Origin of the sequence: Mesorhizobium sp. M0293 (assembly GCF_040321735.1) — a bacterium.
Classification (GTDB): Bacteria; Pseudomonadota; Alphaproteobacteria; order Rhizobiales; family Rhizobiaceae; genus Mesorhizobium.
This window is the reverse complement of record NZ_JAMYSA010000100.1, coordinates 1-21,265: the sequence shown is the minus strand read 5'-3', so window position 1 is coordinate 21,265 and position 21,265 is coordinate 1. Positions and strand designations below refer to the sequence as shown.

Below are 21,265 nucleotides of genomic sequence, written 5' to 3'. Positions count from 1 at the left end.
AGGTGCCCGCGGTGCCTTACAAGAACCCCAACAATTACGTGAAACTTTCGGGGCGGCTGGCCGAGCAGATGGCGCGGACGGAACCGAATGGCGCTATCTGGGCCAACCAGTTCGACAATGTCGCCAACCGCGACGGCCATATCCGCACCACGGCCGAAGAAATCTGGAACCAGACCGGTGGTAAGGTCGACGGCTTTGTCTCAGCGGTCGGTTCGGGCGGAACGTTGGCCGGCGTCGCTTTCGGGCTAAGGGCGAAAAGCAAGGACGTGAAGATCGCGCTCGCCGATCCGCTGGGTGCCGCGCTCTACTCCTTCTACACCAGCGGCGAGCTGAAGTCCGAAGGCAGCTCGATCACCGAAGGCATCGGGCAGGGGCGTATCACCGCCAATCTCGAAGGGTTCACGCCGGATTTTTCATTCCAGATCCCCGACGAGGATGCGCTGCCGATCGTCTTCGACCTGATCCAGGAAGAAGGCCTCTGCGTCGGCGGCTCGACCGGCATCAACATTGCCGGCGCGATCCGTCTGGCCAGGGAATTAGGCCCCGGCCACACCATCGTGACCCTTCTTTGCGACTACGGCACGCGCTATCAATCAAAACTGTTCAATCCGGAATTCCTGCGCGAGAAGCAGCTGCCGGTGCCAGGCTGGATGGAGCTGAAGAGCACCATTTCGGTACCGTTCGAAAAGGTCGCGTGATGGCCCACAGGACACAAGCGCTGTTTCGCGACGACGCCTATCTGCGCACGGCGGACGCGACAATCGTTGCCGTCAACGACCGCGGTGCCATCATTCTCGATCGAACGATTTTCTACGCCACGTCGGGCGGCCAACCGGGGGATACCGGTCATCTCGAACGCGGCGACGGCAGGCGTATCGCCATTGCCACCACCATCACGGGCGAGACCAAGGACGAGATCATCCATGTGCCGGCGCCGGAGCAAGCGGCGCTACAAGTCGGCGAGACAGTGAGGCTGGCGATCGACTGGGAGCGGCGGCATCTTTTGATGCGCATGCATGCAGCCTGCCATCTGCTCACCGTCGTCTGTCCGTTTCCAATCACGGGTGCCGCGGTTTCCGAGGACGACAGCCGTGTCGACTTCGATGCTCCGGATGCCGGCTTCACCAAGGAAGAGGTGACGGCGAGCCTGATGGACCTGGTGCGGGCCGACCACCCGATCTTCACCAGGCTGATCAGTGATGAGGAACTGGCCGCCAACCCCGGCCTGGTCAAATCCAAGAACGTGCGGCCGCCGGTTGGCACCGGCAAGATCCGCCTGGTCTGTATCGGTAACAACGCTTCGGTGGACAGCCAGCCCTGCGGCGGCACCCATGTGAAGAGCACCGGCGAAGTCGGCGAAATCCACATCGGCAAGATCGAGAAGAAGGGCCGCGAAAACCGGCGCTTCCGCATCCGGTTCGGACCGATGCCGGCAAACTGAACAGACAGTGATCGCCCAAAAGGCGAGCAGGAGAAAAAAATGGCCGAGGACAGCCCTTTCACCGTCGATGCAGACTGGCTGCAGCAGCGGCTCGGCGAGCCGGGCCTGACGATCATCGATGCGTCCTGGTATCTGCCTGCGCAAAAGCGCGATGCGCGCGGCGAGTATGAGGCGGCGCACATCCCGGGTGCGCGGTTCCTGGATCAGGATGCCGTTTCCGACCCGGATTCGCCACTGCCGCATACGTTGCCGTCACCGCAGCATTTCGCCCAATATGTCGGCGCCATGGGCGTTTCGGCGGATGACACCATCGTCGTCTATGACGGTCCGGGTTTCTTCTCCGCGCCTCGGGCATGGTGGATGTTCCGGGTGATGGGCGTCTTCCAGACCTATATTCTGGATGGCGGCTTCGATGGCTGGAAAGCCGCCGGCAGGCCGGTAACGGCCGAACCTACCAAGATCGCACCAAGCGTGTTTCATGCGGATTTCGACGCCGGTCGCGTCGCCAGCCTCGCCGACATGCGCCGGATCGTCGACACCGGGGAGAGCCAGATCGCCGACGCCCGTGGGCCGGGCCGCTTTACCGGCGCCGAGCCCGAACCGCGTGCCGGCATCCGCTCCGGCCATATGCCTGGCGCGCGCAATCTGCCCTATTCGGCGCTATCGGAAAATGGCGAGCTGTTGTCGAAGGACCGATTGCGCAAGGTGATCGAGGACGCAGGCATCGATCTGTCGAAACCCATCGTCACCTCATGTGGTTCCGGTGTCACCGCCGCGGTGGTGACGCTGGCGTTGGAAACACTTGGCCACACGAACAACGGGCTTTACGACGGCTCATGGACGGAGTGGGGCGGGCTTTCCGACACGCCTGTCGTGACTGGCAAGGAATGACGGCAATGGAAAACGGCGCGCTGGAAGACATCGAAGTCACTGTGACATTTCTCGAAATGCATGTGCCGCCGGCCTATTTGCCGCCTGTGCCCTACAACCGCCAGGTCGCGCTGCTGAAGACCAAGGATATCCCCCTGCATTTCTACCGCTATCTGATGGACCGGGTGGGGCGCAAATGGCACTGGGTCAATGTACTGAGGCTGGACGACGACGAGCTTTCGGCCGGCATCCACCGCGAGGATCGCGACATCAGGGTGCTCTACCTCGATGGCGCACCGGCCGGCTTCTTCGATCTCAAGCCGCATCTGCCGGAAGAGGTCGAACTTGCCTATTTCGGCATGATGGAACATGCCACCGGGCAAGGCATCGGCCGCTGGTTCCTGGGCTCCGCGATCGCCGCCGCATGGTCGTACGGACCGAAGCAGGTGACGGTGCAGACCTGCACGCTCGATCATCCGGCGGCTCTGCCGCTTTATCAGAAGCTCGGCTTTGCACCTGTGGCGCAGAAGAAAGAGACCGTGCATCCGCTGCCTTTCGCCGAACGCTCGGCCAGCGTCATGCGGCCGTGACATCAGAGGCCGCTTCGACGACTTTATCCGCTAAACGCGCGAGCACCTAAGCCCGGTATTTCAGCCAATGGCCGTATGGGACCGACAACTGACGGCCGGTCGCTGACACTTGGCAGGAATCGGGTGGGAAGCAGTCGCGCGGGCGCATAATCTTCGGTCAACGCCACCGGAGATTTCACCAATGACCATCCAGTTCAAGGCCTTGCCGACCGAAGACGTCAAGGCGCTGCAGCGCGGCGGCCCCGATGCATACGGCCAAACGCCGGAGCGTAAGATTTCCGACGGCGACGGCATGCCTTGCCGGCACTGTCTGAAGAACATCGCGGCCGGCGACGCTTACCTCATTCTGGCTTACCGCCCATTCCCGGAGCTTCAGCCCTATGCCGAAACCGGGCCGATCTTCCTGCATGCCGAAGAATGCGAACGCGCCGCCGGGAGCGAGGCGCTTCCGGAGATTCTCGAAAGTCCCGACTACATCGTGCGCGGCTATGGCAGGGATGATCGCATCGTCTATGGCAGCGGCGGTGTCGTCCCGACTGCGGCGATTACAGCGCGGGCCGAAACCTTGTTCGAACGCAGCGATATCGCCTACGTCCATGTTCGTTCGGCGCGCAACAATTGCTACCAGTGCCGCATCGAACGCGCATGAGGCGCTGAGATTGCAGACTGGAGACGCTGTCGTACTCCCGTCGCACAGTCGCGATAAAAAGCGATTGTCGATCGATTTGCCGACCGCGGATGAACCGGCGGCAGATCTCGATATCGAGGAAGCGGGGCTTTGGCTCCGCTTTTTTGTTGCCTGCGTGTATCCCCAAAGAAAAAACCCGCCGGTATGACCCGGCGGGCGAGACTGGAGGAAGCAGTCTTTTTGTGAAATCAGGCGGCCAGAACGGCTTTCGGCTCGACCAGTTCGTAGCCGAGTGCCTCGGCCACCGCCCGGTTGGTGATCTTGCCCTTGTGGACATTGAGGCCGTTGCGCAAATGATGGTCGTCGATCAGCGCCTTCAGGCCCTTGTCGGCAAGCTGCAGGCCATAGTGAAGCGTCGCGTTGTTGAGCGCGTGGGCCGAAGTGACCGGCACGGCGCCGGGCATGTTGGCGACGCAATAGTGGATGACGCCGTCAACCTCGTAGGTCGGCTCGGCATGGGTGGTGGCGTGCGAGGTCTCGAAGCAGCCGCCCTGGTCGATGGCCACGTCGACCAGCACCGAGCCCTTCTTCATGCCTGAGAGCATTTCGCGCGAAACCAGCTTCGGCGCCGCGGCGCCCGGGATCAGCACGGCGCCAACGACGATATCGGCCGAAAAGCACTCTTCTTCGAGCGCTTCGACCGTCGAGTAACGGGTGTGGACGCGGCCGGCGAAGAGGTCGTCGAGCTGACGCAGGCGCGGGATCGAGCGGTCGATGATGGTGACATCGGCGCCAAGCCCCGCCGCCATCCGGGCAGCATGCAGCCCAACGACGCCGCCGCCGAGCACGGTGACCTTGCCGGGCAGCACGCCGGGCACGCCGCCGAGCAGCACGCCTCGGCCGCCATTGGCTTTCTGCAGCGCCGTGGCGCCGGCCTGGATTGACAGGCGTCCGGCAACTTCAGACATCGGCGCCAGCAGCGGCAGGCCGCCACGATCGTCGGTCACGGTCTCGTAGGCGATTGCCGTCACACCGGAAGCGAGCAGGCCTTTGGTCTGCTCCGGATCCGGAGCAAGATGAAGATAGGTGTACAGGATCTGGCCTTCGCGCAGCTGCGCCCATTCGTTGGGCTGCGGCTCCTTGACCTTGACGATCATGTCCGACTTGGCGAACACGTCGGCAGCGGTCTTGGCAATCGTGGCGCCGGCGGCGCGATAGGCGTTGTCGTCGGCGCCGATGCCGGCCCCGGCGCCGGTCTCGACCAGCACTTCGTGGCCGTGGGCGACATACTCGCGGACCGAGCCGGGTGTGAGGCCGACGCGATATTCGTGGTTCTTGATTTCCTTGGGGCAGCCGACGCGCATTTTTCTTCTCCTGATCCGGCCCTTTTGGGCTCGTTCCCTGTATTGCTGGAGTGAACCACGAATCGGTGCGCAGGTGTTTGCGAATGCGCTTGCGCCAGCGGGCGTGTTTCGATAATCGTTGCGCGAAACAGCAGGATATTCGCAGGATTCACGAAAAATGCCGCTCGACAGGATTGATATCGCCATTCTCGAGACCTTGCAGAAGGATGGCCGGATACCCAATGCGGCACTTGCCGAGAAGGTTGGCCTGTCGCAGTCGGCCTGTTCGCGCCGGCTCGACAATCTGGAGAAATCCGGCACGATCCGCGGCTACCATGCCCGGCTTTCCAATGCCGCACTTGGCCACCAGATGACGGCGATCGTGCACATATCCCTGTCGGGACAATTCGAGAAGACGCTGTCGGATTTCGAGGCGGCGATCAAGCGCTGTCCAAACGTGCTGTCCTGCCACCTGATGTCGGGCGAATACGATTATATCCTGAGGATCGCGGCAAAGGATCTCGTCGACTATGAGCGTATCCACAAGGAATGGCTGTCGGCAATGCCGCATGTGACCAAGATCAACTCGTCTTTTGCGCTACGCGAAATCGTCGACCGGACGGCGATGGGCATGAAGCCGGAAATGGCCTGAGCTGTGTCGATATTCAGGTGATGCCGGCCTGCGAACGGCAGTTTCCTGTGCTTCCGGTACTCACGGACCCAAACGTCCGATCCGTTCCGATTCTCGGAACCCGCCATTCTCGACTCGGCCTGACCTGCTCGACTCGGCCCGACCTGAATCTCAACACAGCTAACCGATCTTGAATGCCTCGATCACGATCCGATCCATCGGGATATCGTGCGGCTGCGGGTAGATGGTGGCGATGCGCTGCAGTTCGTAGCCGACGCCGATGACCAGGGGCTTGAACGGCATCGCGGCCAGCGTGCGGTCGAAGAAGCCGCCGCCGTAGCCCAGGCGATAATTTTGGGGATCGATGCCGACGATCGGTGAGATGACGATGTCCGGCAGCACCGGATCGCCCTCGGCTGGGATCGGGATGTTCCAGACGCCTTTCTCCAGCCGATCGCCCGGCGCGTAGGCGCGAAAGATCAGCGGATGCCCTTTCTCGACAACGACGGGCAGGGCGGTGCGGCCGCCGCGTGCATTGATGGACGCCATCCATGGCCGCAGATCCGGCTCGCCGCGAAACGGCCAGTAGAGACTGACCATACGGCCGGCGATCTTGCCGATGATCGCGTCGAGACCTTCGGCGATCCGCTGCGACATTGCCGTTCGCGCGTCGGCCGAGACGGCGAGGCGGGCAGCGATCAGGCGTTCGCGCTCGGCCTTGCGCCAGCGTCTCACATCGGTCCAGTCGCTCGACGGCGCACGAAACTCCGGATCGAGTTCATGCATGAAGCAGGGCGGCGAAGAATACTGCGCCGGAGCGTCGTCGTCTTGATCGTTGGCCATGCCTCACCTCATCGCGTATTTAATGACGCTATACCTCGCGATACGATACAACATGTGCATTCACGACATGGGACGACGAGTCTCGGGCACCGGCCTTCTGTTGCTGCATTGCACAAAAATACCTACATCCAAGGCAGGCAATTTTGCTCGCCAGGGTGAATTGAGATGAACCAAGCCAGCCATCATGTCGTCGTTGTCGGCGCGGGTTTCGGCGGTCTGGAATTCACACGTGCGCTTGGCGGCGCGCCGGTGCGCATCACCATGATCGACAAGCGCAACCATCACCTCTTCCAGCCGCTGCTTTACCAGGTGGCGACCACGGCGCTGGCGACGTCCGAGATTGCCTGGCCGGTCCGCCATCTCCTGCGCAAGCGCGAGGATGTGACGACGTTGCTCGCCAATGTCGTCGGCATCGATCGCACCGGCAAAAATGTCCTGCTCGATGATGGCAGCGCGGTCGCCTATGACACGCTGCTGCTCGCCACCGGTGCCCGCCACGCCTATTTCGGTCATGACGAATGGGAACCTTTCGCGCCGGGCCTGAAAACGCTGGAGGACGCCACCACGGTTCGGCGGCGCATTCTTCTGGCATTCGAGCAGGCCGAGCGGGAGACCGATCCCGCCAAGCGCCAGGCGCTGCTGACCATCGCGATCGTCGGTGGCGGGCCGACCGGCGTTGAGCTTGCCGGCACCATCGTCGAATTGGCGCATGACACGCTGCACGGCGAGTTCCGCAACATCGACACACGGCAGACGCGCGTGGTGCTGATCGAGGCCGGCGACCGTGTTCTGGCGAATTTCGCGCCGAAGCTTTCCGACTATGCCTCGAAGGCGCTCGAGCGGCTCGGCGTGACGGTCGAACTCGGCCGGGCTGTTACGCGTTGCGACGCCGAGGGCGTCGTCTTCGGCGACAAGCATCTGGCGGCGAAGACAATCCTGTGGGCGGCAGGCGTTGCCGCTTCACCGGCCGCCGAATGGCTCGGAGCGGCGGCCGATCGGGCAGGCAGGGTGCTGGTCGAGCCTGACTTGAGCGTGCCTGGCAGCCCGGAGATTTTCGTCATCGGCGATGCCGCTCATGTCCTGCGGCCGGACGGGCGGCCCGTTCCCGGAGTAGCACCAGCCGCCAAGCAGCAGGGCCGGCATGTTGCCGCCACGCTGAGGGCGCGGCTTGCCGGCGACACCAGTCCGCGGCCGTTCCGCTACCGGCATGACGGCGATCTCGCCACGATCGGCAAGCGCGCTGCGGTGATCGATTTCGGCTGGATCAAGCTGACCGGCTGGGCGGCCTGGTGGCTGTGGGGAGTAGCCCACATCTATTTCCTGATCGGCTTTCGCAACCGGCTTGCGGTTTCGTTGAGTTGGCTATGGATCTACGCGACGGGCCAGCGCAGCGCGCGACTGATCACCCAGGGCGACGACGACAAGGGCTGATTTCTTCACCCGGACCAGTCATCCGCGCGTCATCTGTTACTGTTCGACTGATGTTTGATGCGCGCAACTTCTTGAATGGACTCGGATGAGTTTCAGCGCGAAGTTCGCGTCGGGCAGGGCTGGGCATGATCCCGAAAAGTGGGAACCGGTTTTCGGAAAAGGATCATGCTCCAACAGACAGACTCTTGTCACGTCGTCGAAGGAGAAAACATGTCGCAACTGCTCCATCCCGTATCCCGCCGCGATCTCCTTGCGGGCGTCGCCGCCGCAGGGGCGCTGATCATGCTGCATCCGTTCTCCGCCCGCGCTCAAGGTAACCAGGCCCATCTTCGGATCATGGAAACCACCGACATCCATGTGAACGTGCTGCCTTACGACTACTACGCCGACAAAGCCAATGACACGCTGGGCCTGTCGCGCACGGCTTCTCTCATCGATGCGGTGCGCAAGGAGGCGGTCAATTCGATGCTGATCGACAATGGCGACCTGCTGCAGGGCAATCCGATGGGCGACTACATCGCCTATGAGAAGGGGCTGAAGGACGGCGACCTGCATCCGATCATGAAAGGCATGAACCTGCTCGGCTACGAGTGCTCGACGCTGGGCAACCACGAGTTCAACTACGGCCTGTCGTTCCTGGACAAAGTGCTGGCCGGCGCCAATTTTCCCTTCGTCTGCGCCAATTTGATCCGCGGCACCGAACTTGCCGCGAACCCGCGCGACGACAAGCTCTATCTGAAGCCCTACGTCATCCTCGACAAGAAGATCATGGACGGCTCGGGCGCCGAGCAGCCGATCAGGATCGGCATCATCGGCTTCGTGCCGCCGCAGATCATGGTTTGGGATCTCAAGAACCTGGAAGGCAACGTCAAGACGCGCGACATCGTCGAGGCGGCCAAGGCCTGGGTGCCACAGATGAAAGAGGAGGGCGCCGACATCGTCATTGCGCTCTCGCATTCCGGCATCGACGTGAAGCAGGGCGACATGATGGAGAACGCCTCGTTCTTCGTCGCCGGTGTCGACGGCATCGATGCGGTGTTCACGGGTCACCAGCATCTGGTGTTCCCCGGCAAGAAGGATTTCCAGTCGCTTGAGGGCGTCGATACGCAAAAAGGCACGCTGCAGGGCAAGCCCGCCGTCATGGGCGGCTTCTGGGGCTCGCATATGGGGCTGGTCGACCTGATGCTGGAACGCGACGGTTCGAAATGGAAGGTCGTTTCAGCCACCTCCGAAGCGCGGCCGATCTTCGAACGCGTCGACAACAAGAACAAGCCGACCGTCCCGGACGACAAGCGCATCATCGCGGCACTCGAACAGGACCACCAGGCGACACTGGCCTATGTGCGTCGTCCGGTCGGCAAGACCTCCGCGCCGCTCTATTCCTATTTCGCGCTGGTCGCCGACGATCCGTCGGTGCAGGTCGTCAGCCAGGCGCAGACCTGGTACCTCAGGGATATTCTCAAGAACACGCAATGGAAGGATGTGCCGCTGCTGTCGGCGGCCGCTCCCTTCAAGGCAGGCGGACGCAACGGTGCCGACTACTATACCGACGTGCCGGCAGGCGACATCGCCATCAAGAACGTTGCCGACCTCTATCTCTACCCCAACACCGTGCGTGCGGTCGAAATCACCGGGGCTGAGGTCAAGGAATGGCTGGAAATGTCGGCCGGTATTTTCAACAGGATCGAGGCAGGGAAGGCCGACCAGGCCCTCATCAACACCGACTTCCCGTCCTACAATTTCGACGTCATCGACGGCATCACCTACAAAATCGACCTGTCGCAGCCGCCGAAATACGATTCCAAGGGCGGGCTGGCTAATGTCGGTGCCAACCGGATCGTCGACCTGATGTTCGACGGAAAACCGATTGATCCCAAACAGAAATTCGTCGTCGCGACCAACAACTATCGTGCCGGCGGCGGTGGCAATTTCCCTGACATCAATGCTTCGAAGATCATCTACGAAGCGCCGGACACCAATCGCGACGTCATCGTTCGCTACATCGTCAGCGAGGGCACGATCAACCCGTCGGCGGACGACAACTGGTCGTTCGTGCCGCTGCCTGGAACCAGCGCCGTGTTCGAAACCGGCGCCAAGGCGAAGGATTTCATTGCGCAGGTGAAATCGCTGAAGGTCGAACCGGCGGGCGAGGGCGAGGCAGGATTCGCGAAATACCGCATCCTTCTCTAAAGGTTGGTTTGCGGGTCGGCTTGAATCCAGGCCTTTATGGTGTGGATTCAGCCGGCGGCGCGAAACGCTCCTTGATCACCGGCATGACGAGATCCAGCGCATCCGTGGAAATGCCGCCGGAATAGCCGCTCGGCAGTTGCCCGATCAGTTCGGGATCGTCGAGCCCTTGCGAAAAGTCGCCGCCGGAATAAGGGCCGAGCAGGTAAACGCTTGTATCGACACCTTGCATGCGATCGAGAAACCGGCTCGGCCAACCCCACATCCATTTCGCGATGTTGACGGGGACGAGCAAGGTGCCTTTGCGGCAGGCATCTGGAACGTAGCCGCTCCAGCCAAGCGCGGCATAGCGCAGGATGCATTGCGTCAGCGACGCGCGGCTCAGCGTGTGCATGTCCGGCAATGCCGCCTTGACCGCAGCAATCGGCCTGTCCCCACCATAGACCGAGAGATAGAAGCGCTCGGCCGGCGCCAGCCTGGCAAGCCATTCGGCCAGCTTTTCGCCTTCGCCTGGATCGTTGCTCTTGACGTTGATGTTGAAGCGGCGAGCCGGGAAGTGCGCCAGAACCTCATCCAGCGATGGCATCATGCCGATTCCCTTGCCCCGAAATGGAAAGGTTTTGCCGCCATCCGCCGTGTAGCCATAGCCGACATCAAGGGTCTTCAACTCGGCCATGGAGTGGCTGCGCGTTTCTCCCTTGCCTTGCGTGCGGCAATCCAGCGTCCAGTCATGGAAGACAGCGAACTTGCCGTCCGTCGTCGGGTGAACATCCAGTTCGAGTGCGTCCGCTCCCAGTGCAAAGGCGGCCTCCATCGAGGGTAGAGTGTTTTCGAGGAAGGCATGGCGTGGCGGCAACATGCGACTGGCCGTACAAGTCTCTCCTGTCATGCCTGCGCGCGAATAGTCCTGAGCAAGGCCACGATGCGCAAGCACTTCCGGCTTGCCGGCTGGCCGGCTCGACAGCAGTGAGGTGTTGTTGAGCCAGATGCCCGCGGCAGCGACGACAATGACGCCGAAGAAGATCGTTCGTTTGCGCATCAGGTGATTTCCGATTCGTCCGTCCTGTGCGGCATCCTGCTTCGGGATCGGACTTTTTGACGGCGACCGCGCGGCGATGTCGAGATAACGCTCGATACGAACTGGTCACCGGCAATGCAATCGAAGAGCGCGTGGACCTACGCCTTGTAGACCACCTGGCGAACGTCGATGTAGCTGGCGCGGAATCCGGCCTCGCAATAGTGCAGGTAGAACTCCCAGAGCTTCTTGAAGCGGTCGTCGAAACCGAGCGGGACGATCTTTTCCCATGACGCCCAGAACCGGTGGCGCCATTCGGCGAGCGTGCGGGCATAGTCGTCGGGAAACACGCGTTCGCGCAGATGGGCGAGGCCATGATCCTTGCCCAGTGCCTTCAGGATCGACGGCGTCGGCAGCATGCCACCGGGGAACACGTAGCGCTGAATGAAATCCGGCCTTGCGCGATAGGTGTCGTAAGAAGCTTCGTTGATGGTGATGATCTGCAGGCCAGCGGTGCCACCGGGTTTCAGGCAGGCCTTCATTTTGCTGAAGAACACCGGCCAGTATTTCTCGCCGACCGCCTCGAACATCTCGATCGAGGCGATGCGGTCATAGGTGCCGGTTTCGTCGCGATAATCCTGCAACTTGATGTCGACCTTGTCGGCAAGCCCGGCCTTGGCGATGCGCGCCTTGGCGAAATCGTGCTGCTCGCGGCTGATCGTCAGCCCGGTCACCCGACAACCGATCTCTCGCGCCGCGAATTCGGCGAAGCCGCCCCAACCGCAGCCGATTTCCAGCACATGGTCCTTCGGGCCGATCCCGATATCCTTTGCCAGCGCGCGATATTTGGCGGCCTGGCCGCTTTCCAGGTCGTTGGCACCGGTCGTGTAGAGCGCCGAGGAATAGGTCATGCTTGGATCGAGCCATTCCTTGTAGAAGGCGTTGCCGAGGTCGTAATGCGCCGAGATGTTGCGCTTCGAGCCGGTGCGTGTGTTCTGGTTGAACCAGTGGCGGATGCGCTGGACAGTGTTGATGAGCCAGCTGGTGCCGCCCGCGATACGCTCGCCGATCGCCGAATTGATCACGAACAGCTCCAGGAAGCTGGTCACGTCAGGGCTGTCCCAATCGCCGTCCATGTAGGATTCGGCAACGCCGATCGTGCCGCCGGAAAAGGCGCGGCCGGGCAGTCGCCAGTTCTTGAGCACCAGTTCGGCGTCCGGGCCGGGTCCCTTGCCGCCGACGAGGACGGCGCGGCCGTCCGGCATCCTGACCTTGAGCGAACCACGCGGCAGGTTCATCGCCGCCGACAGCACCATGCGCGCCTTGGCCGGCAGACCCTTGACGATCTCGGCGAAATTGAATTCGTCGAGCCTGATCGCATCGCTCAACGCCAAACCATGATGTTCCTTGTGTGCCATCTCACGCCCCTGGACTTCCGCGGTGTCGGCGCAAATTGCCGAGTCCCGGTTCTCGCGGTTCATTCGCCAGGTTCGAACGCCGTTGCCTGATCCCAGGTGCTAACCGGTTCTGCGATCGGCGGTCTCGAACGAAAGCGCGCGCCCCTGTTTCGCCTGAGCTTCAGCGCTTCCCAGTGAATCCCTACGACAATGTTCCACGTCATGAGGGGGAACTTCAAGAGGCAGGCCACAAGCTGGGCTGTGCCAAGTGGTTGCTCTCGCCGACCTAGGTCTGCCTTTTGCACAGCAAAGGCCGAACGGGCCCAAAACGCCTATGGCTGCGGCATTGCTTGTGCGATAGATTTAGCCATGCGTTATGTAGTCGTCATTGCCGCCATCGCGTTTTTCCTGATCTGGGACGGCATGTACAATCAGGGGCGGTATCTGGACTCCACGGTAAGGGGTGCCACGCACGTCGTGCGGTCCGTCACCAGCTATATCTAGCGTCCATTCGAAGACCGGTAGCCGCGACATCCTTGTCGATTGACGCCACCGTCCTGCCGTCACAAAAGACCTCCGGCATTTAGATCGAGGAGGCGGCGTTGATCCGGCATATCGTTTTCTTCAGCGCGCGGCGCAAGGAGGATGTGGAGGCGGTGCGCACGGGCCTGCTGGCGCTCGGCAACATTCCTCATTCCAGCCTTTTCGAGGTCACGCTGAACACCAAGGTCGACCCGTTGTCGGACGAGATCGACGTGGTCGTCTATGCGGAGTTCGCCGATGACGCCGCGCTGGCCGCCTACAAGGCACACCCGCTCTATGCGCAGACCACCAGCAAGGTCAAACCAATGCGCGAACTGCGTTATTCCGCCGATGTCGTCGCGGGGAGCTGATCGAGACCACGTTCCGGCCTTTTTCGACCTACCATGAAATAGTCCGGCGGACCGGCGGGGATTGCGATCAAGTCTTGAACCGATTTGCGGAATGATGCACATCGCGCCTGCATGACCCGAACCGTAGCTGCTCGCACTCATCCGCTCGATCATCTGGTGCTGACCGCGCAGAACCTAGACGTGGCGCGAGCCCGGCTCACCACGCTCGGCTTTGTCGTTGCGCCGACAGGGATCCATCCCTTCGGGACTGAAAACTGTTGTGTGTTCCTCGCCGACGGCACTTATCTCGAACCGCTCGCTATCCGTGACGAACAGGCCGCGATGACGGCCATTGCCGATGGCAATGTGTTCGTCGCGCGCGATCGGCTCTATCGCGACAATCGCGGCGACGAGGGGTTTTCGGCCATTGTTCTTGCCACCGACAATGCCGATGCTGACCATGCGCGCTGCCTCGAAGCCGGCATCTCGGCGGGAGACATGCTGAGCTTCTCGCGCGCCTTCACGGACACGGCGGGCAAAAGCGACATCGCATCCTTCAAGCTCGCCTTCGCGGCGGGAGCCGGGGCCACGGACGCATTCCTGTTTGCCTGCGAGCGGGTCAACGCGCCTGATGTGGACCGCACGGCTTTGCAGGCGCACGCCAACGGCGCCACCGGAATTGTCGAGATCGTGGCGGTCAGCGACCAACCTGCCGAACAGCATGGATTGATTTCGGTGGCGCTGGACGATCCGACTGCTGATGGCCAGGGCGGCACGTTTCACTTGCCGAACGCAAGTTTGAGCGTGCTCGACCCCGCGTCTTTCACCGCGCGTTTTGGCCAGCCTGCCGGCGCGCCGACAGACCTTCGCTTCGCCGCGGTCGTCTTTTCGGTCCGGAGCGCCGATGTCACATCGCGGCTGCTTGCAGCCAATTCCATCAAACACGATATAGCGGGCAATGATATTGTCGTGCAGCCTGCACCCGGACAGGGCGCGGCTTTCATCTTCCGGGAGATCCCATGAGCAAAGCCCTGGCGCCCAATTCGTCGGTAACCGTCGGCAATGTCGTCTTCGACAACAATGCAGCCTTGGCGCTGATCGCTGGCCCTTGCCAGTTTGAATCGCGCCAGCATGCCTTCGACATGGCCGGCGCGCTGAAGGAACTGACCGGCAAGCTCGGCATAGGCCTCGTCTACAAGACCAGCTACGACAAGGCCAACCGCACCTCGCTGTCGGCGACGCGCGGCGCCGGCATGAATGCGGCACTTCCTGTCTTCGACGAACTGCGCAAGGCATTTTCGCTTCCCGTGCTGACCGATGTCCACACCGAGGAACAGTGCGCGATCGTCGCGCCGCATGTCGACGTCCTGCAGATCCCGGCTTTCCTGTCGCGTCAGACCGACATGCTGGTCGCCGCGGCGAAAACCGGCAAGGTGATCAACGTGAAGAAGGGGCAGTTCCTTGCCCCCTGGGACATGAAGAACGTCGTCGCCAAGATCACCGGCTCCGGCAACGCCAATGTGCTGACCACCGAGCGTGGCGCCTCCTTCGGCTACAACACCCTGGTGTCAGATATGCGCGCCCTGCCTGTCATGGCCGAGATCGGCGCGCCGGTGATCTTCGACGCCACGCATTCGGTGCAGCAGCCGGGCGGGCAAGGCGGTTCCTCGGGCGGCGAGCGCCGCTTTGTCGAAACTCTGGCCCGCGCCGCCGTCGCCGTCGGTGTTGCCGGCGTGTTCATCGAGACCCATCAGGATCCGGATAATTCGACCTCTTCCGACGGCCCGAACATGCTGCCGCTGAAGGACATGCCGGCCCTGCTCGAGCGGCTGATGGCATTCGATCGCATCGCCAAGGGTCACTAAGCCAGGCCCATCCTCTGCCGACTGTCGGCGCTTGTGATCGGCATAAGCCGGCTGTACGCTTGCCCGGCAAATGAGCGTTTTGGCAGGAGGAAGCCATGTCCGTCGCCCGCGTCACCGAAATCACCTCGTCGTCGAACAAGAGCTTTCAGGACGCCATCGAACAGGGGATTGCGCGCGCATCGAAAACCCTGAAGAACGTTGAAGGCGCCTGGATCCAGGACCAGAAGATCGTCGTCGAGAACGGCAAGATTACCGCCTATCGCGTCAACATGAAGGTCACTTTCATCCTCGCGGAGTGACCGGCCCGCCGGCGAAAAAAGTCGGGAACCTTCGCCCGCGCCCCTCATTGTCCAAGCAGAGTTCAACGACAATGAGGAGGATATCATGACCACCCAGACAGGCCACACCGAAGCCATCGCGGCCTCGCGAGTCATCGGCACGTCGGTCTACAACACCGAAGGCAGGAGCATCGGCAGCATCCAAGACGTCATGCTCGACAAGATGTCGAACGGCATCATGTTCGCAGTGATCGGTTTTGGCGGCTTCCTCGGCATCGGCGAGAAGTATCATGCGATACCATGGGCAAGCCTCGACTATGACGAGGACAGGGGCGGCTATGTCGTACCGTTCTCCAAGGAGCAGCTGAAGGCAGCCCCCGCCTATTCGATCAACGAACTGGCCGGCGCGGATGGTGAGACCGCTCGCGACGCATCCTACGACTACTACAAGGTCACGCCTTACTGGCACTGACGATCCAAACAAAATGGCCCCGTCGAGACGGGGCCATTTTGGTTTGATGCGGCAGCTATTTGCTGATGTGCAAGGGGGCCATCGCCTTGGGCGGCGACTGCTGGTTGTCGCACGACGTCAGGAACGCAGCCGCGATCAGGAACAGACTCACGATACCACTCAACTGGGACATGGCGAAACTCCTCCTGTTTCGCCCCGCGCACCCGCACCTTAGCCGGAAGCCGCTCTGCCGTACATGACTTATGATGACAGCGATTTGCGCTTCGTGAATCGTTGGGGGTTGACGCCCGGCAATAATTGCGAGCCGGCCGATTGCCTTTTACGGCACTTTGGCTAAGACGTGCGCGACATCAGTCAGATCAATCGAGGACATCGCAATGACCGCCATCATCGACATTGTCGGGCGTGAAATCCTGGACAGCCGTGGAAATCCGACCGTCGAGGTCGATGTCATTCTCGAAGACGGGTCGATGGGCCGAGCGGCGGTGCCGTCAGGTGCTTCGACCGGCGCCCACGAGGCCGTCGAGCTGCGCGACGGCGGCGCCCGCTATCTCGGCAAGGGCGTGCTCAAGGCGGTCGAAGCGGTCAACGGCGAGCTGTTCGAGGCGATCGGCGGCATGGAAGCCGAAAATCAGATCCATATCGACCAGACCATGATCGAGCTTGACGGCACGCCCAACAAGAGCCGGCTCGGCGCCAACGCCATTCTCGGCGTGTCACTGGCGGTGGCGAAGGCCGCGGCCGATGCCGCCGGCCTGCCGCTCTACCGTTATGTTGGCGGCACCAAGGCGCATGTCCTGCCGGTGCCGATGATGAACATCATCAATGGTGGCGCGCATGCCGACAACCCGATCGACTTCCAGGAATTCATGATCCTGCCGATCGGAGCGCCGACGCTGCGCGAAGGCGTTCGCTGGGGTTCGGAAATCTTCCACACGCTGCGCAAGAAACTGAAGGACGCCGGCCACAACACCAATGTCGGCGACGAGGGCGGCTTTGCCCCGAATTTGAAAAGCGCGCCGGTGGCGCTCGATTTCATCATGGAATCGATCGAGCAGGCCGGCTTCAAGCCGGGCGAGGAGATTGCGCTCGGCCTCGATTGCGCCGCGACCGAGTTCTTCAAGGACGGCAACTACGTCTATGAGGGCGAGAAGAAGACGCGCGACCCCAAGGCCCAGGCCAAGTACCTGGCCAAGCTCGCCGCCGACTATCCGATCATCTCGATCGAGGACGGCCTTGCCGAGGACGACTGGGAAGGCTGGAAGTACCTCACCGACCTGATTGGCAAGAAGACCCAGCTGGTCGGCGACGATTTGTTCGTCACCAACACCGCACGGCTGCGCGACGGCATCCGCATGGGTGTTGCCAATTCGATCCTGGTCAAGGTCAACCAGATCGGTTCGCTGACGGAAACGCTCGACGCCGTCGAGACCGCGCACAAGGCCGGCTACACCGCCGTCATGTCGCACCGCTCGGGCGAAACCGAGGATTCGACCATTGCCGATCTCGCGGTTGCCACCAATTGCGGACAGATCAAGACCGGCTCGCTGTCGCGCTCGGACCGCATGGCCAAGTACAACCAGCTGATCCGCATCGAGGAAGAGCTCGGCAAGCAGGCAAGCTATGCCGGCAAGTCGGTGGTCAAGGGCTGATCCGGAAACACTCTAACGTCGGATATCGGATGAAAGGGCGGGAGCATTCCCGCCCTTTTTTCATTTCGACGGACGCCAAGCCGGTCATCCGTAACCGTCCGTTAAGCACAATCGGGCGAAAAAGATCGTGAGCCGCCTGAGTCCGCGGGCTAGAGCCGGATGATTTCAGGTCTGTTCGACCTGAAATCTGAATCCGACTCTAAATCAAAGAGATAGAGCATGATGTCGTCCGAAAACCGCTTCACACTTTTCGGCATCATGCTCTAGAGGAATCGGACGATGTGGACGCGTCAGCACAAGCAGAGAAACACCGGTCGGCTGATCATCCCCTCGCTCTGCGCGGCGTTTTTGGCCTATTTCGGCTTTCATGCCTATCACGGCGAATTCGGCATCTACTCGAAATACCAGCTGGAAGCCCAGACGGTTGCGCTGCAAGGCCAGCTCGATGCGATCAAGGCGCGTCGCATGGAACTCGAACGGCGTGTCCGGCTCATGCATGAAGGCACGCTGGAGAAGGACATGCTCGACGAGCAGGCGCGCAAGGCGCTCAATCTGTCCCAGGCTGATGAAATCACCATCATGTTGCCCGCTTCGGAGAAATAACTGATATCAAGTTAATCACCAATATTTTCAATGATTTTAATCGCTTAGGTGCATGCCAGCTATGCAAATTCGGCATGGCGCAACGCTCTGACGCGTGTTAGCCTCCCATAAATCGGTGGGGAGGAGCTGATCTCCCCAGAGCAGATTTCATCTGCTCTAATGTCCACAAAGAGACGCCAACAGGGAGTGATGCATGGCCACCGCCGCCAGAAAAGCGCCTGCCAAATCCAAATCCGACGGTAAATCGGGGCTTTCGGCCCCAAAGCCTGCCGAATTCACCAAGGACGAAGAGCTTGCCGCCTACCGGCACATGCTGCTCATCCGCCGTTTCGAGGAAAAGGCCGGCCAGCTTTACGGCATGGGCTTCATCGGTGGCTTCTGTCACCTCTATATCGGCCAGGAAGCTGTCGTCACCGGCATGAAGATGGCGCTGATCGACGGTGATCAGATGATCACCGCCTATCGCGACCATGGCCACATGCTGGCGATGGAGCTGTCGCCGCGCGGCGTCATGGCCGAGCTGACCGGGCGTCGTGGCGGCCTGTCACGGGGCAAGGGCGGCTCCATGCACATGTTCTCCAAGGAGAAGCATTTTTACGGCGGCCACGGCATCGTCGGCGCGCAGGTGTCGCTCGGCACCGGGCTGGCCTTCGCCAACCGCTACCGCGACAACAACAATGTCTCGCTGACCTATTTCGGCGACGGTGCGGCCAACCAGGGCCAGGTCTATGAAAGCTTCAACATGGCCTCGCTGTGGAAGCTGCCGGTGATCTACATCATCGAGAACAACCGCTATGCCATGGGCACCTCGGTGTCGCGTTCTTCGGCGGAAACCAACTTTTCGCATCGCGGCGCCTCGTTCAAGATCCCCGGCATCCAGGTCGACGGCATGGATGTCCGCGCCGTGAAGGCTGCGGGCGACCAGGCGACGGAGTGGTGTCGCGCCGGCAACGGGCCGATCATTCTCGAAATGCAGACCTATCGTTATCGCGGTCACTCGATGTCCGACCCGGCGAAATACCGCTCCAAGGAAGAAGTACAGAAGATGCGCTCGGACCATGACCCGATCGAGCAGGTCAAGGCACGGCTGACCGGGAAGAAGTGGGCGACCGAAGACGAGCTCAAGGCCATCGACAAGGAAGTCCGAGACGTCGTCGCGGACGCTGCTGAATTTGCCCAGCACGACGCGGAGCCGGATCCGTCCGAGCTCTGGACCGATATCGTACTGTAAGGGAGGGCAAGGACATGCCGATCGAAATTCTCATGCCCGCTCTCTCGCCGACCATGGAAGAGGGCAATCTTTCCAAGTGGTTGAAGAACGAGGGCGACAAGGTCGTCGCCGGCGACGTCATCGCCGAGATCGAAACCGACAAGGCGACGATGGAAGTCGAAGCCGTTGACGAAGGCACGCTGGGCAAGATCCTGATTGCCGCCGGCACCGAAGGCGTCAAGGTCAACACGCCGATCGCAGTGCTGCTGCAGGACGGCGAAAGTGCCGGTGATATCGGCAAGTCTGCGGCTCCCGCCAAGGCGGAAGCATCTGATAAGGCGGAGGCTCCAGCCGCCGAGGACAAGGCAGAGGCCGCAAAGCCTGCCGCCGCACCGGTGGCTGCCGCTCCCAAGACGGAAATCGCCGCCGATCCGGACATTCCGGCGGGCACGGAAATGGTCTCGACCACGGTGCGCGAGGCACTGCGCGATGCCATGGCCGAGGAAATGCGCCGCGACGGCGATGTCTTCGTCATGGGCGAGGAAGTCGCCGAGTACCAGGGCGCCTACAAGATCACGCAAGGGCTGCTGCAGGAGTTCGGGCCGCGGCGCGTCGTCGATACGCCGATCACCGAGCACGGCTTTGCCGGTGTCGGTGTGGGTGCGGCGATGGCCGGCCTGAAGCCGATCGTCGAGTTCATGACCTTCAACTTCGCCATGCAGGCGATCGACCAGATCATCAACTCGGCCGCCAAGACGCTCTATATGTCGGGCGGCCAGATGGGCGCGCCGATCGTGTTCCGCGGACCGAACGGTGCCGCTGCCCGCGTCGCCGCCCAGCATTCGCAGTGCTACGCAGCGTGGTACAGCCACATTCCGGGCCTGAAAGTGGTGATGCCCTACACCGCCGCCGACGCCAAGGGCTTGCTCAAGGCGGCGATCCGCGACCCCAATCCGATTATCTTCCTCGAGAACGAGATACTTTACGGGCAGTCCTTCGACGTCCCTAAGCTGGACGATTTCGTCTTGCCGATCGGCAAGGCGCGCATCCACAAATCAGGCAAGGATGTCACCCTCGTCTCCTTCGGCATCGGCATGACCTATGCGGTCAAGGCCGAGGCCGAGTTGCGCGGCATGGGTATCGACGTCGAGATCATCGATCTCAGAACCGTCCGCCCGCTGGACCTCGACACCATCATCGCCTCGGTGAAGAAGACCAACCGGCTGATCGTTGTGGAAGAGGGATATCCGCAGAACTCGGTCGGCGACCATATCGCCAACCAGGTGTCGCAGCGCGCCTTCGATTTCCTCGACGCGCCGGTGATCACCATTGCCGGCAAGGATGTGCCGATGCCCTATGCGGCCAACCTCGAGAAACTGGCTCTGCCAAACGTCGGCGAGGTCATCGAGGCGGTCAAAGCCGTCACGTATCGCTGAACCGGGCGGGAGGACAAAATGCCAATCAACATCACCATGCCGGCCCTGTCGCCCACGATGGAAGAGGGCAATCTGTCCAAGTGGCTCGTGAAGGAAGGCGACAAGGTTTCGCCGGGCGACGTCATCGCCGAGATCGAGACCGACAAGGCGACGATGGAAGTCGAGGCTGTCGATGAGGGCACGGTTGCCAAGCTCGTCGTTCCCGCCGGCACCGAGGGTGTCAAGGTCAACGCGCTGATCGCCGTTCTCGCCGCCGAAGGCGAGGATGCGGGCGCCGCGGCGAAAAGCGGTGGCGATGCCGCCGCACCGGCGAAAGCCGAGGCCAAACAGGACAAAGCGCCAGTCTCCCCACCTGTGGGGGAGATGTCGGCGAAGCCGACAGAGGGGGGCGCTGCCCCGCCTGCGGCTCAGCCTTTCGCGCCCGCCTCTGGCCTGCCGGCCCTCGCCCCCCCCTGGGGGGGGGGGCGCCCCCCGGCGGGCGCGCGGACCTTCGCCGCGCCG

The 21,265-nt window shown here is 61.8% G+C and carries 24 protein-coding genes; 19 read left to right on the top strand and 5 right to left on the bottom strand.

Annotation, left to right across the window (positions count from 1 at the left end; genetic code table 11):
- The 5 genes from NKJ06_RS27480 to NKJ06_RS27460 all read left to right on the top strand — a co-directional run.
- On the top strand, positions 1-698 hold a 698-nt coding region (locus NKJ06_RS27480), incomplete at its 5' end, for a pyridoxal-phosphate dependent enzyme (RefSeq protein WP_352811296.1).
- On the top strand, positions 698-1,441 hold the full coding sequence (locus tag NKJ06_RS27475; protein ID WP_352811295.1) for an alanyl-tRNA editing protein: 744 nt from the start codon (positions 698-700) through the stop codon (positions 1,439-1,441). The genes NKJ06_RS27480 and NKJ06_RS27475, both read left to right, overlap by 1 nt.
- Before the next feature lie 39 nt (positions 1,442-1,480).
- Complete coding sequence (sseA, locus tag NKJ06_RS27470; protein ID WP_352811293.1) at positions 1,481-2,332, top strand: 3-mercaptopyruvate sulfurtransferase; 852 nt, start codon at positions 1,481-1,483, stop codon at positions 2,330-2,332.
- Between the two features lie 5 nt (positions 2,333-2,337).
- Positions 2,338-2,901, top strand: a complete 564-nt coding sequence (locus tag NKJ06_RS27465; protein ID WP_352811291.1) for a GNAT family N-acetyltransferase — start codon at positions 2,338-2,340, stop codon at positions 2,899-2,901.
- A 181-nt stretch (positions 2,902-3,082) separates the two neighbouring features.
- A complete protein-coding gene (locus NKJ06_RS27460; RefSeq protein ID WP_352811288.1) occupies positions 3,083-3,550 on the top strand; it encodes a DUF1203 domain-containing protein in 468 nt (155 codons plus the stop codon).
- A gap of 227 nt (positions 3,551-3,777) precedes the next feature.
- Here the strand turns inward: NKJ06_RS27460 and ald are convergent, their stop codons facing one another.
- Positions 3,778-4,893: an alanine dehydrogenase gene (ald, locus tag NKJ06_RS27455; RefSeq protein ID WP_352811286.1), complete on the bottom strand. Its 1,116-nt coding sequence runs from the start codon at positions 4,891-4,893 to the stop codon at positions 3,778-3,780.
- Positions 4,894-5,050: 157 nt separating this feature from the next.
- Here ald and NKJ06_RS27450 point away from each other — a divergent pair, with 157 nt between their 5' ends.
- Entirely contained in the window at positions 5,051-5,524 is a 474-nt protein-coding gene (locus tag NKJ06_RS27450; RefSeq protein ID WP_010909317.1) for an Lrp/AsnC family transcriptional regulator, read from the top strand.
- A 159-nt stretch (positions 5,525-5,683) separates the two neighbouring features.
- Here NKJ06_RS27450 and NKJ06_RS27445 read toward each other — a convergent pair whose 3' ends face one another.
- Positions 5,684-6,346 carry a 5-formyltetrahydrofolate cyclo-ligase gene (locus NKJ06_RS27445; protein WP_352633749.1) on the bottom strand — a complete coding sequence of 221 codons (663 nt, stop codon included), beginning with the start codon at positions 6,344-6,346 and terminating at the stop codon, positions 5,684-5,686.
- A gap of 165 nt (positions 6,347-6,511) precedes the next feature.
- Between NKJ06_RS27445 and NKJ06_RS27440 the strand changes: the two genes are divergently transcribed.
- Together NKJ06_RS27440 and NKJ06_RS27435 are read left to right on the top strand one after the other, a co-directional pair.
- On the top strand, positions 6,512-7,777 hold the full coding sequence (locus tag NKJ06_RS27440; RefSeq protein ID WP_352811284.1) for an NAD(P)/FAD-dependent oxidoreductase: 1,266 nt from the start codon (positions 6,512-6,514) through the stop codon (positions 7,775-7,777).
- Between the two features lie 210 nt (positions 7,778-7,987).
- Positions 7,988-9,967, top strand: a complete 1,980-nt coding sequence (locus NKJ06_RS27435; protein WP_352811282.1) for a bifunctional 2',3'-cyclic-nucleotide 2'-phosphodiesterase/3'-nucleotidase — start codon at positions 7,988-7,990, stop codon at positions 9,965-9,967.
- 34 nt (positions 9,968-10,001) lie between these two features.
- Here NKJ06_RS27435 and NKJ06_RS27430 read toward each other — a convergent pair whose 3' ends face one another.
- From NKJ06_RS27430 to NKJ06_RS27420, 3 genes are all read right to left on the bottom strand, one after another.
- Positions 10,002-11,003 (bottom strand): glycerophosphodiester phosphodiesterase family protein, encoded by a 1,002-nt coding sequence (locus NKJ06_RS27430; protein ID WP_352633752.1) that lies wholly within the window; start codon positions 11,001-11,003, stop codon positions 10,002-10,004.
- 137 nt (positions 11,004-11,140) lie between these two features.
- Positions 11,141-12,397, bottom strand: a complete 1,257-nt coding sequence (locus NKJ06_RS27425; RefSeq protein WP_352657929.1) for a class I SAM-dependent methyltransferase — start codon at positions 12,395-12,397, stop codon at positions 11,141-11,143.
- A 59-nt stretch (positions 12,398-12,456) separates the two neighbouring features.
- Positions 12,457-12,681 carry a DUF1365 family protein gene (locus NKJ06_RS27420; protein ID WP_352811279.1) on the bottom strand — a complete coding sequence of 75 codons (225 nt, stop codon included), beginning with the start codon at positions 12,679-12,681 and terminating at the stop codon, positions 12,457-12,459.
- Between the two features lie 64 nt (positions 12,682-12,745).
- Here NKJ06_RS27420 and NKJ06_RS27415 point away from each other — a divergent pair, with 64 nt between their 5' ends.
- The 11 genes from NKJ06_RS27415 to NKJ06_RS27365 form a co-directional block, all read left to right on the top strand.
- On the top strand, positions 12,746-12,880 hold the full coding sequence (locus NKJ06_RS27415; RefSeq protein WP_352633756.1) for a hypothetical protein: 135 nt from the start codon (positions 12,746-12,748) through the stop codon (positions 12,878-12,880).
- A gap of 98 nt (positions 12,881-12,978) precedes the next feature.
- Entirely contained in the window at positions 12,979-13,269 is a 291-nt protein-coding gene (locus NKJ06_RS27410) for a Dabb family protein (protein WP_352657932.1), read from the top strand.
- A gap of 111 nt (positions 13,270-13,380) precedes the next feature.
- Positions 13,381-14,271 (top strand): VOC family protein, encoded by an 891-nt coding sequence (locus tag NKJ06_RS27405; RefSeq protein WP_352811276.1) that lies wholly within the window; start codon positions 13,381-13,383, stop codon positions 14,269-14,271.
- Positions 14,268-15,113, top strand: a complete 846-nt coding sequence (gene kdsA, locus NKJ06_RS27400) for a 3-deoxy-8-phosphooctulonate synthase (RefSeq protein ID WP_352811274.1) — start codon at positions 14,268-14,270, stop codon at positions 15,111-15,113. The genes NKJ06_RS27405 and kdsA overlap by 4 nt, the downstream gene beginning before the upstream one ends.
- Positions 15,114-15,208: 95 nt before the next feature.
- The gene (locus tag NKJ06_RS27395; protein WP_352633763.1) at positions 15,209-15,412 is read left to right on the top strand and encodes a dodecin family protein; all 204 of its coding nucleotides are present in this window, start codon (positions 15,209-15,211) and stop codon (positions 15,410-15,412) included.
- An 85-nt stretch (positions 15,413-15,497) separates the two neighbouring features.
- Positions 15,498-15,863: a PRC-barrel domain-containing protein gene (locus NKJ06_RS27390; RefSeq protein ID WP_352633764.1), complete on the top strand. Its 366-nt coding sequence runs from the start codon at positions 15,498-15,500 to the stop codon at positions 15,861-15,863.
- A gap of 377 nt (positions 15,864-16,240) precedes the next feature.
- Positions 16,241-17,515, top strand: a complete 1,275-nt coding sequence (gene eno / locus NKJ06_RS27385; RefSeq protein ID WP_352811271.1) for a phosphopyruvate hydratase — start codon at positions 16,241-16,243, stop codon at positions 17,513-17,515.
- Positions 17,516-17,794: 279 nt separating this feature from the next.
- Positions 17,795-18,118 carry an FtsB family cell division protein gene (locus tag NKJ06_RS27380; RefSeq protein WP_352633767.1) on the top strand — a complete coding sequence of 108 codons (324 nt, stop codon included), beginning with the start codon at positions 17,795-17,797 and terminating at the stop codon, positions 18,116-18,118.
- A 193-nt stretch (positions 18,119-18,311) separates the two neighbouring features.
- Positions 18,312-19,349 (top strand): pyruvate dehydrogenase (acetyl-transferring) E1 component subunit alpha, encoded by a 1,038-nt coding sequence (pdhA, locus tag NKJ06_RS27375; RefSeq protein WP_352633769.1) that lies wholly within the window; start codon positions 18,312-18,314, stop codon positions 19,347-19,349.
- A 14-nt stretch (positions 19,350-19,363) separates the two neighbouring features.
- Positions 19,364-20,764: a pyruvate dehydrogenase complex E1 component subunit beta gene (locus tag NKJ06_RS27370; protein WP_352633771.1), complete on the top strand. Its 1,401-nt coding sequence runs from the start codon at positions 19,364-19,366 to the stop codon at positions 20,762-20,764.
- A gap of 18 nt (positions 20,765-20,782) precedes the next feature.
- Positions 20,783-21,265, top strand: a 483-nt coding sequence (locus NKJ06_RS27365; RefSeq protein WP_352811268.1) for a biotin/lipoyl-containing protein, incomplete at its 3' end; no start/stop codon positions are given.

Bases quoted from the DNA above. Each gene is read 5' to 3' on its own strand.
- NKJ06_RS27425 (WP_352657929.1), bottom strand. From the start codon at position 12,397: ATGGCACACAAGGAACATCATGGTTTGGCGTTGAGCGATGCGATCAGG.
- NKJ06_RS27450 (WP_010909317.1), top strand. From the start codon at position 5,051: ATGCCGCTCGACAGGATTGATATCGCCATTCTCGAGACCTTGCAGAAG.
- NKJ06_RS27405 (WP_352811276.1), top strand. From the start codon at position 13,381: ATGACCCGAACCGTAGCTGCTCGCACTCATCCGCTCGATCATCTGGTG.
- eno (WP_352811271.1), top strand. From the start codon at position 16,241: ATGACCGCCATCATCGACATTGTCGGGCGTGAAATCCTGGACAGCCGT.
- NKJ06_RS27370 (WP_352633771.1), top strand. From the start codon at position 19,364: ATGCCGATCGAAATTCTCATGCCCGCTCTCTCGCCGACCATGGAAGAG.
- kdsA (WP_352811274.1), top strand. From the start codon at position 14,268: ATGAGCAAAGCCCTGGCGCCCAATTCGTCGGTAACCGTCGGCAATGTC.
- ald (WP_352811286.1), bottom strand. From the start codon at position 4,893: ATGCGCGTCGGCTGCCCCAAGGAAATCAAGAACCACGAATATCGCGTC.
- pdhA (WP_352633769.1), top strand. From the start codon at position 18,312: ATGGCCACCGCCGCCAGAAAAGCGCCTGCCAAATCCAAATCCGACGGT.
- NKJ06_RS27430 (WP_352633752.1), bottom strand. From the start codon at position 11,003: ATGCGCAAACGAACGATCTTCTTCGGCGTCATTGTCGTCGCTGCCGCG.
- NKJ06_RS27465 (WP_352811291.1), top strand. From the start codon at position 2,338: ATGGAAAACGGCGCGCTGGAAGACATCGAAGTCACTGTGACATTTCTC.
- NKJ06_RS27395 (WP_352633763.1), top strand. From the start codon at position 15,209: ATGTCCGTCGCCCGCGTCACCGAAATCACCTCGTCGTCGAACAAGAGC.
- NKJ06_RS27380 (WP_352633767.1), top strand. From the start codon at position 17,795: ATGTGGACGCGTCAGCACAAGCAGAGAAACACCGGTCGGCTGATCATC.
- NKJ06_RS27435 (WP_352811282.1), top strand. From the start codon at position 7,988: ATGTCGCAACTGCTCCATCCCGTATCCCGCCGCGATCTCCTTGCGGGC.
- NKJ06_RS27440 (WP_352811284.1), top strand. From the start codon at position 6,512: ATGAACCAAGCCAGCCATCATGTCGTCGTTGTCGGCGCGGGTTTCGGC.
- NKJ06_RS27390 (WP_352633764.1), top strand. From the start codon at position 15,498: ATGACCACCCAGACAGGCCACACCGAAGCCATCGCGGCCTCGCGAGTC.
- NKJ06_RS27445 (WP_352633749.1), bottom strand. From the start codon at position 6,346: ATGGCCAACGATCAAGACGACGACGCTCCGGCGCAGTATTCTTCGCCG.
- NKJ06_RS27415 (WP_352633756.1), top strand. From the start codon at position 12,746: ATGCGTTATGTAGTCGTCATTGCCGCCATCGCGTTTTTCCTGATCTGG.
- sseA (WP_352811293.1), top strand. From the start codon at position 1,481: ATGGCCGAGGACAGCCCTTTCACCGTCGATGCAGACTGGCTGCAGCAG.
- NKJ06_RS27460 (WP_352811288.1), top strand. From the start codon at position 3,083: ATGACCATCCAGTTCAAGGCCTTGCCGACCGAAGACGTCAAGGCGCTG.
- NKJ06_RS27475 (WP_352811295.1), top strand. From the start codon at position 698: ATGGCCCACAGGACACAAGCGCTGTTTCGCGACGACGCCTATCTGCGC.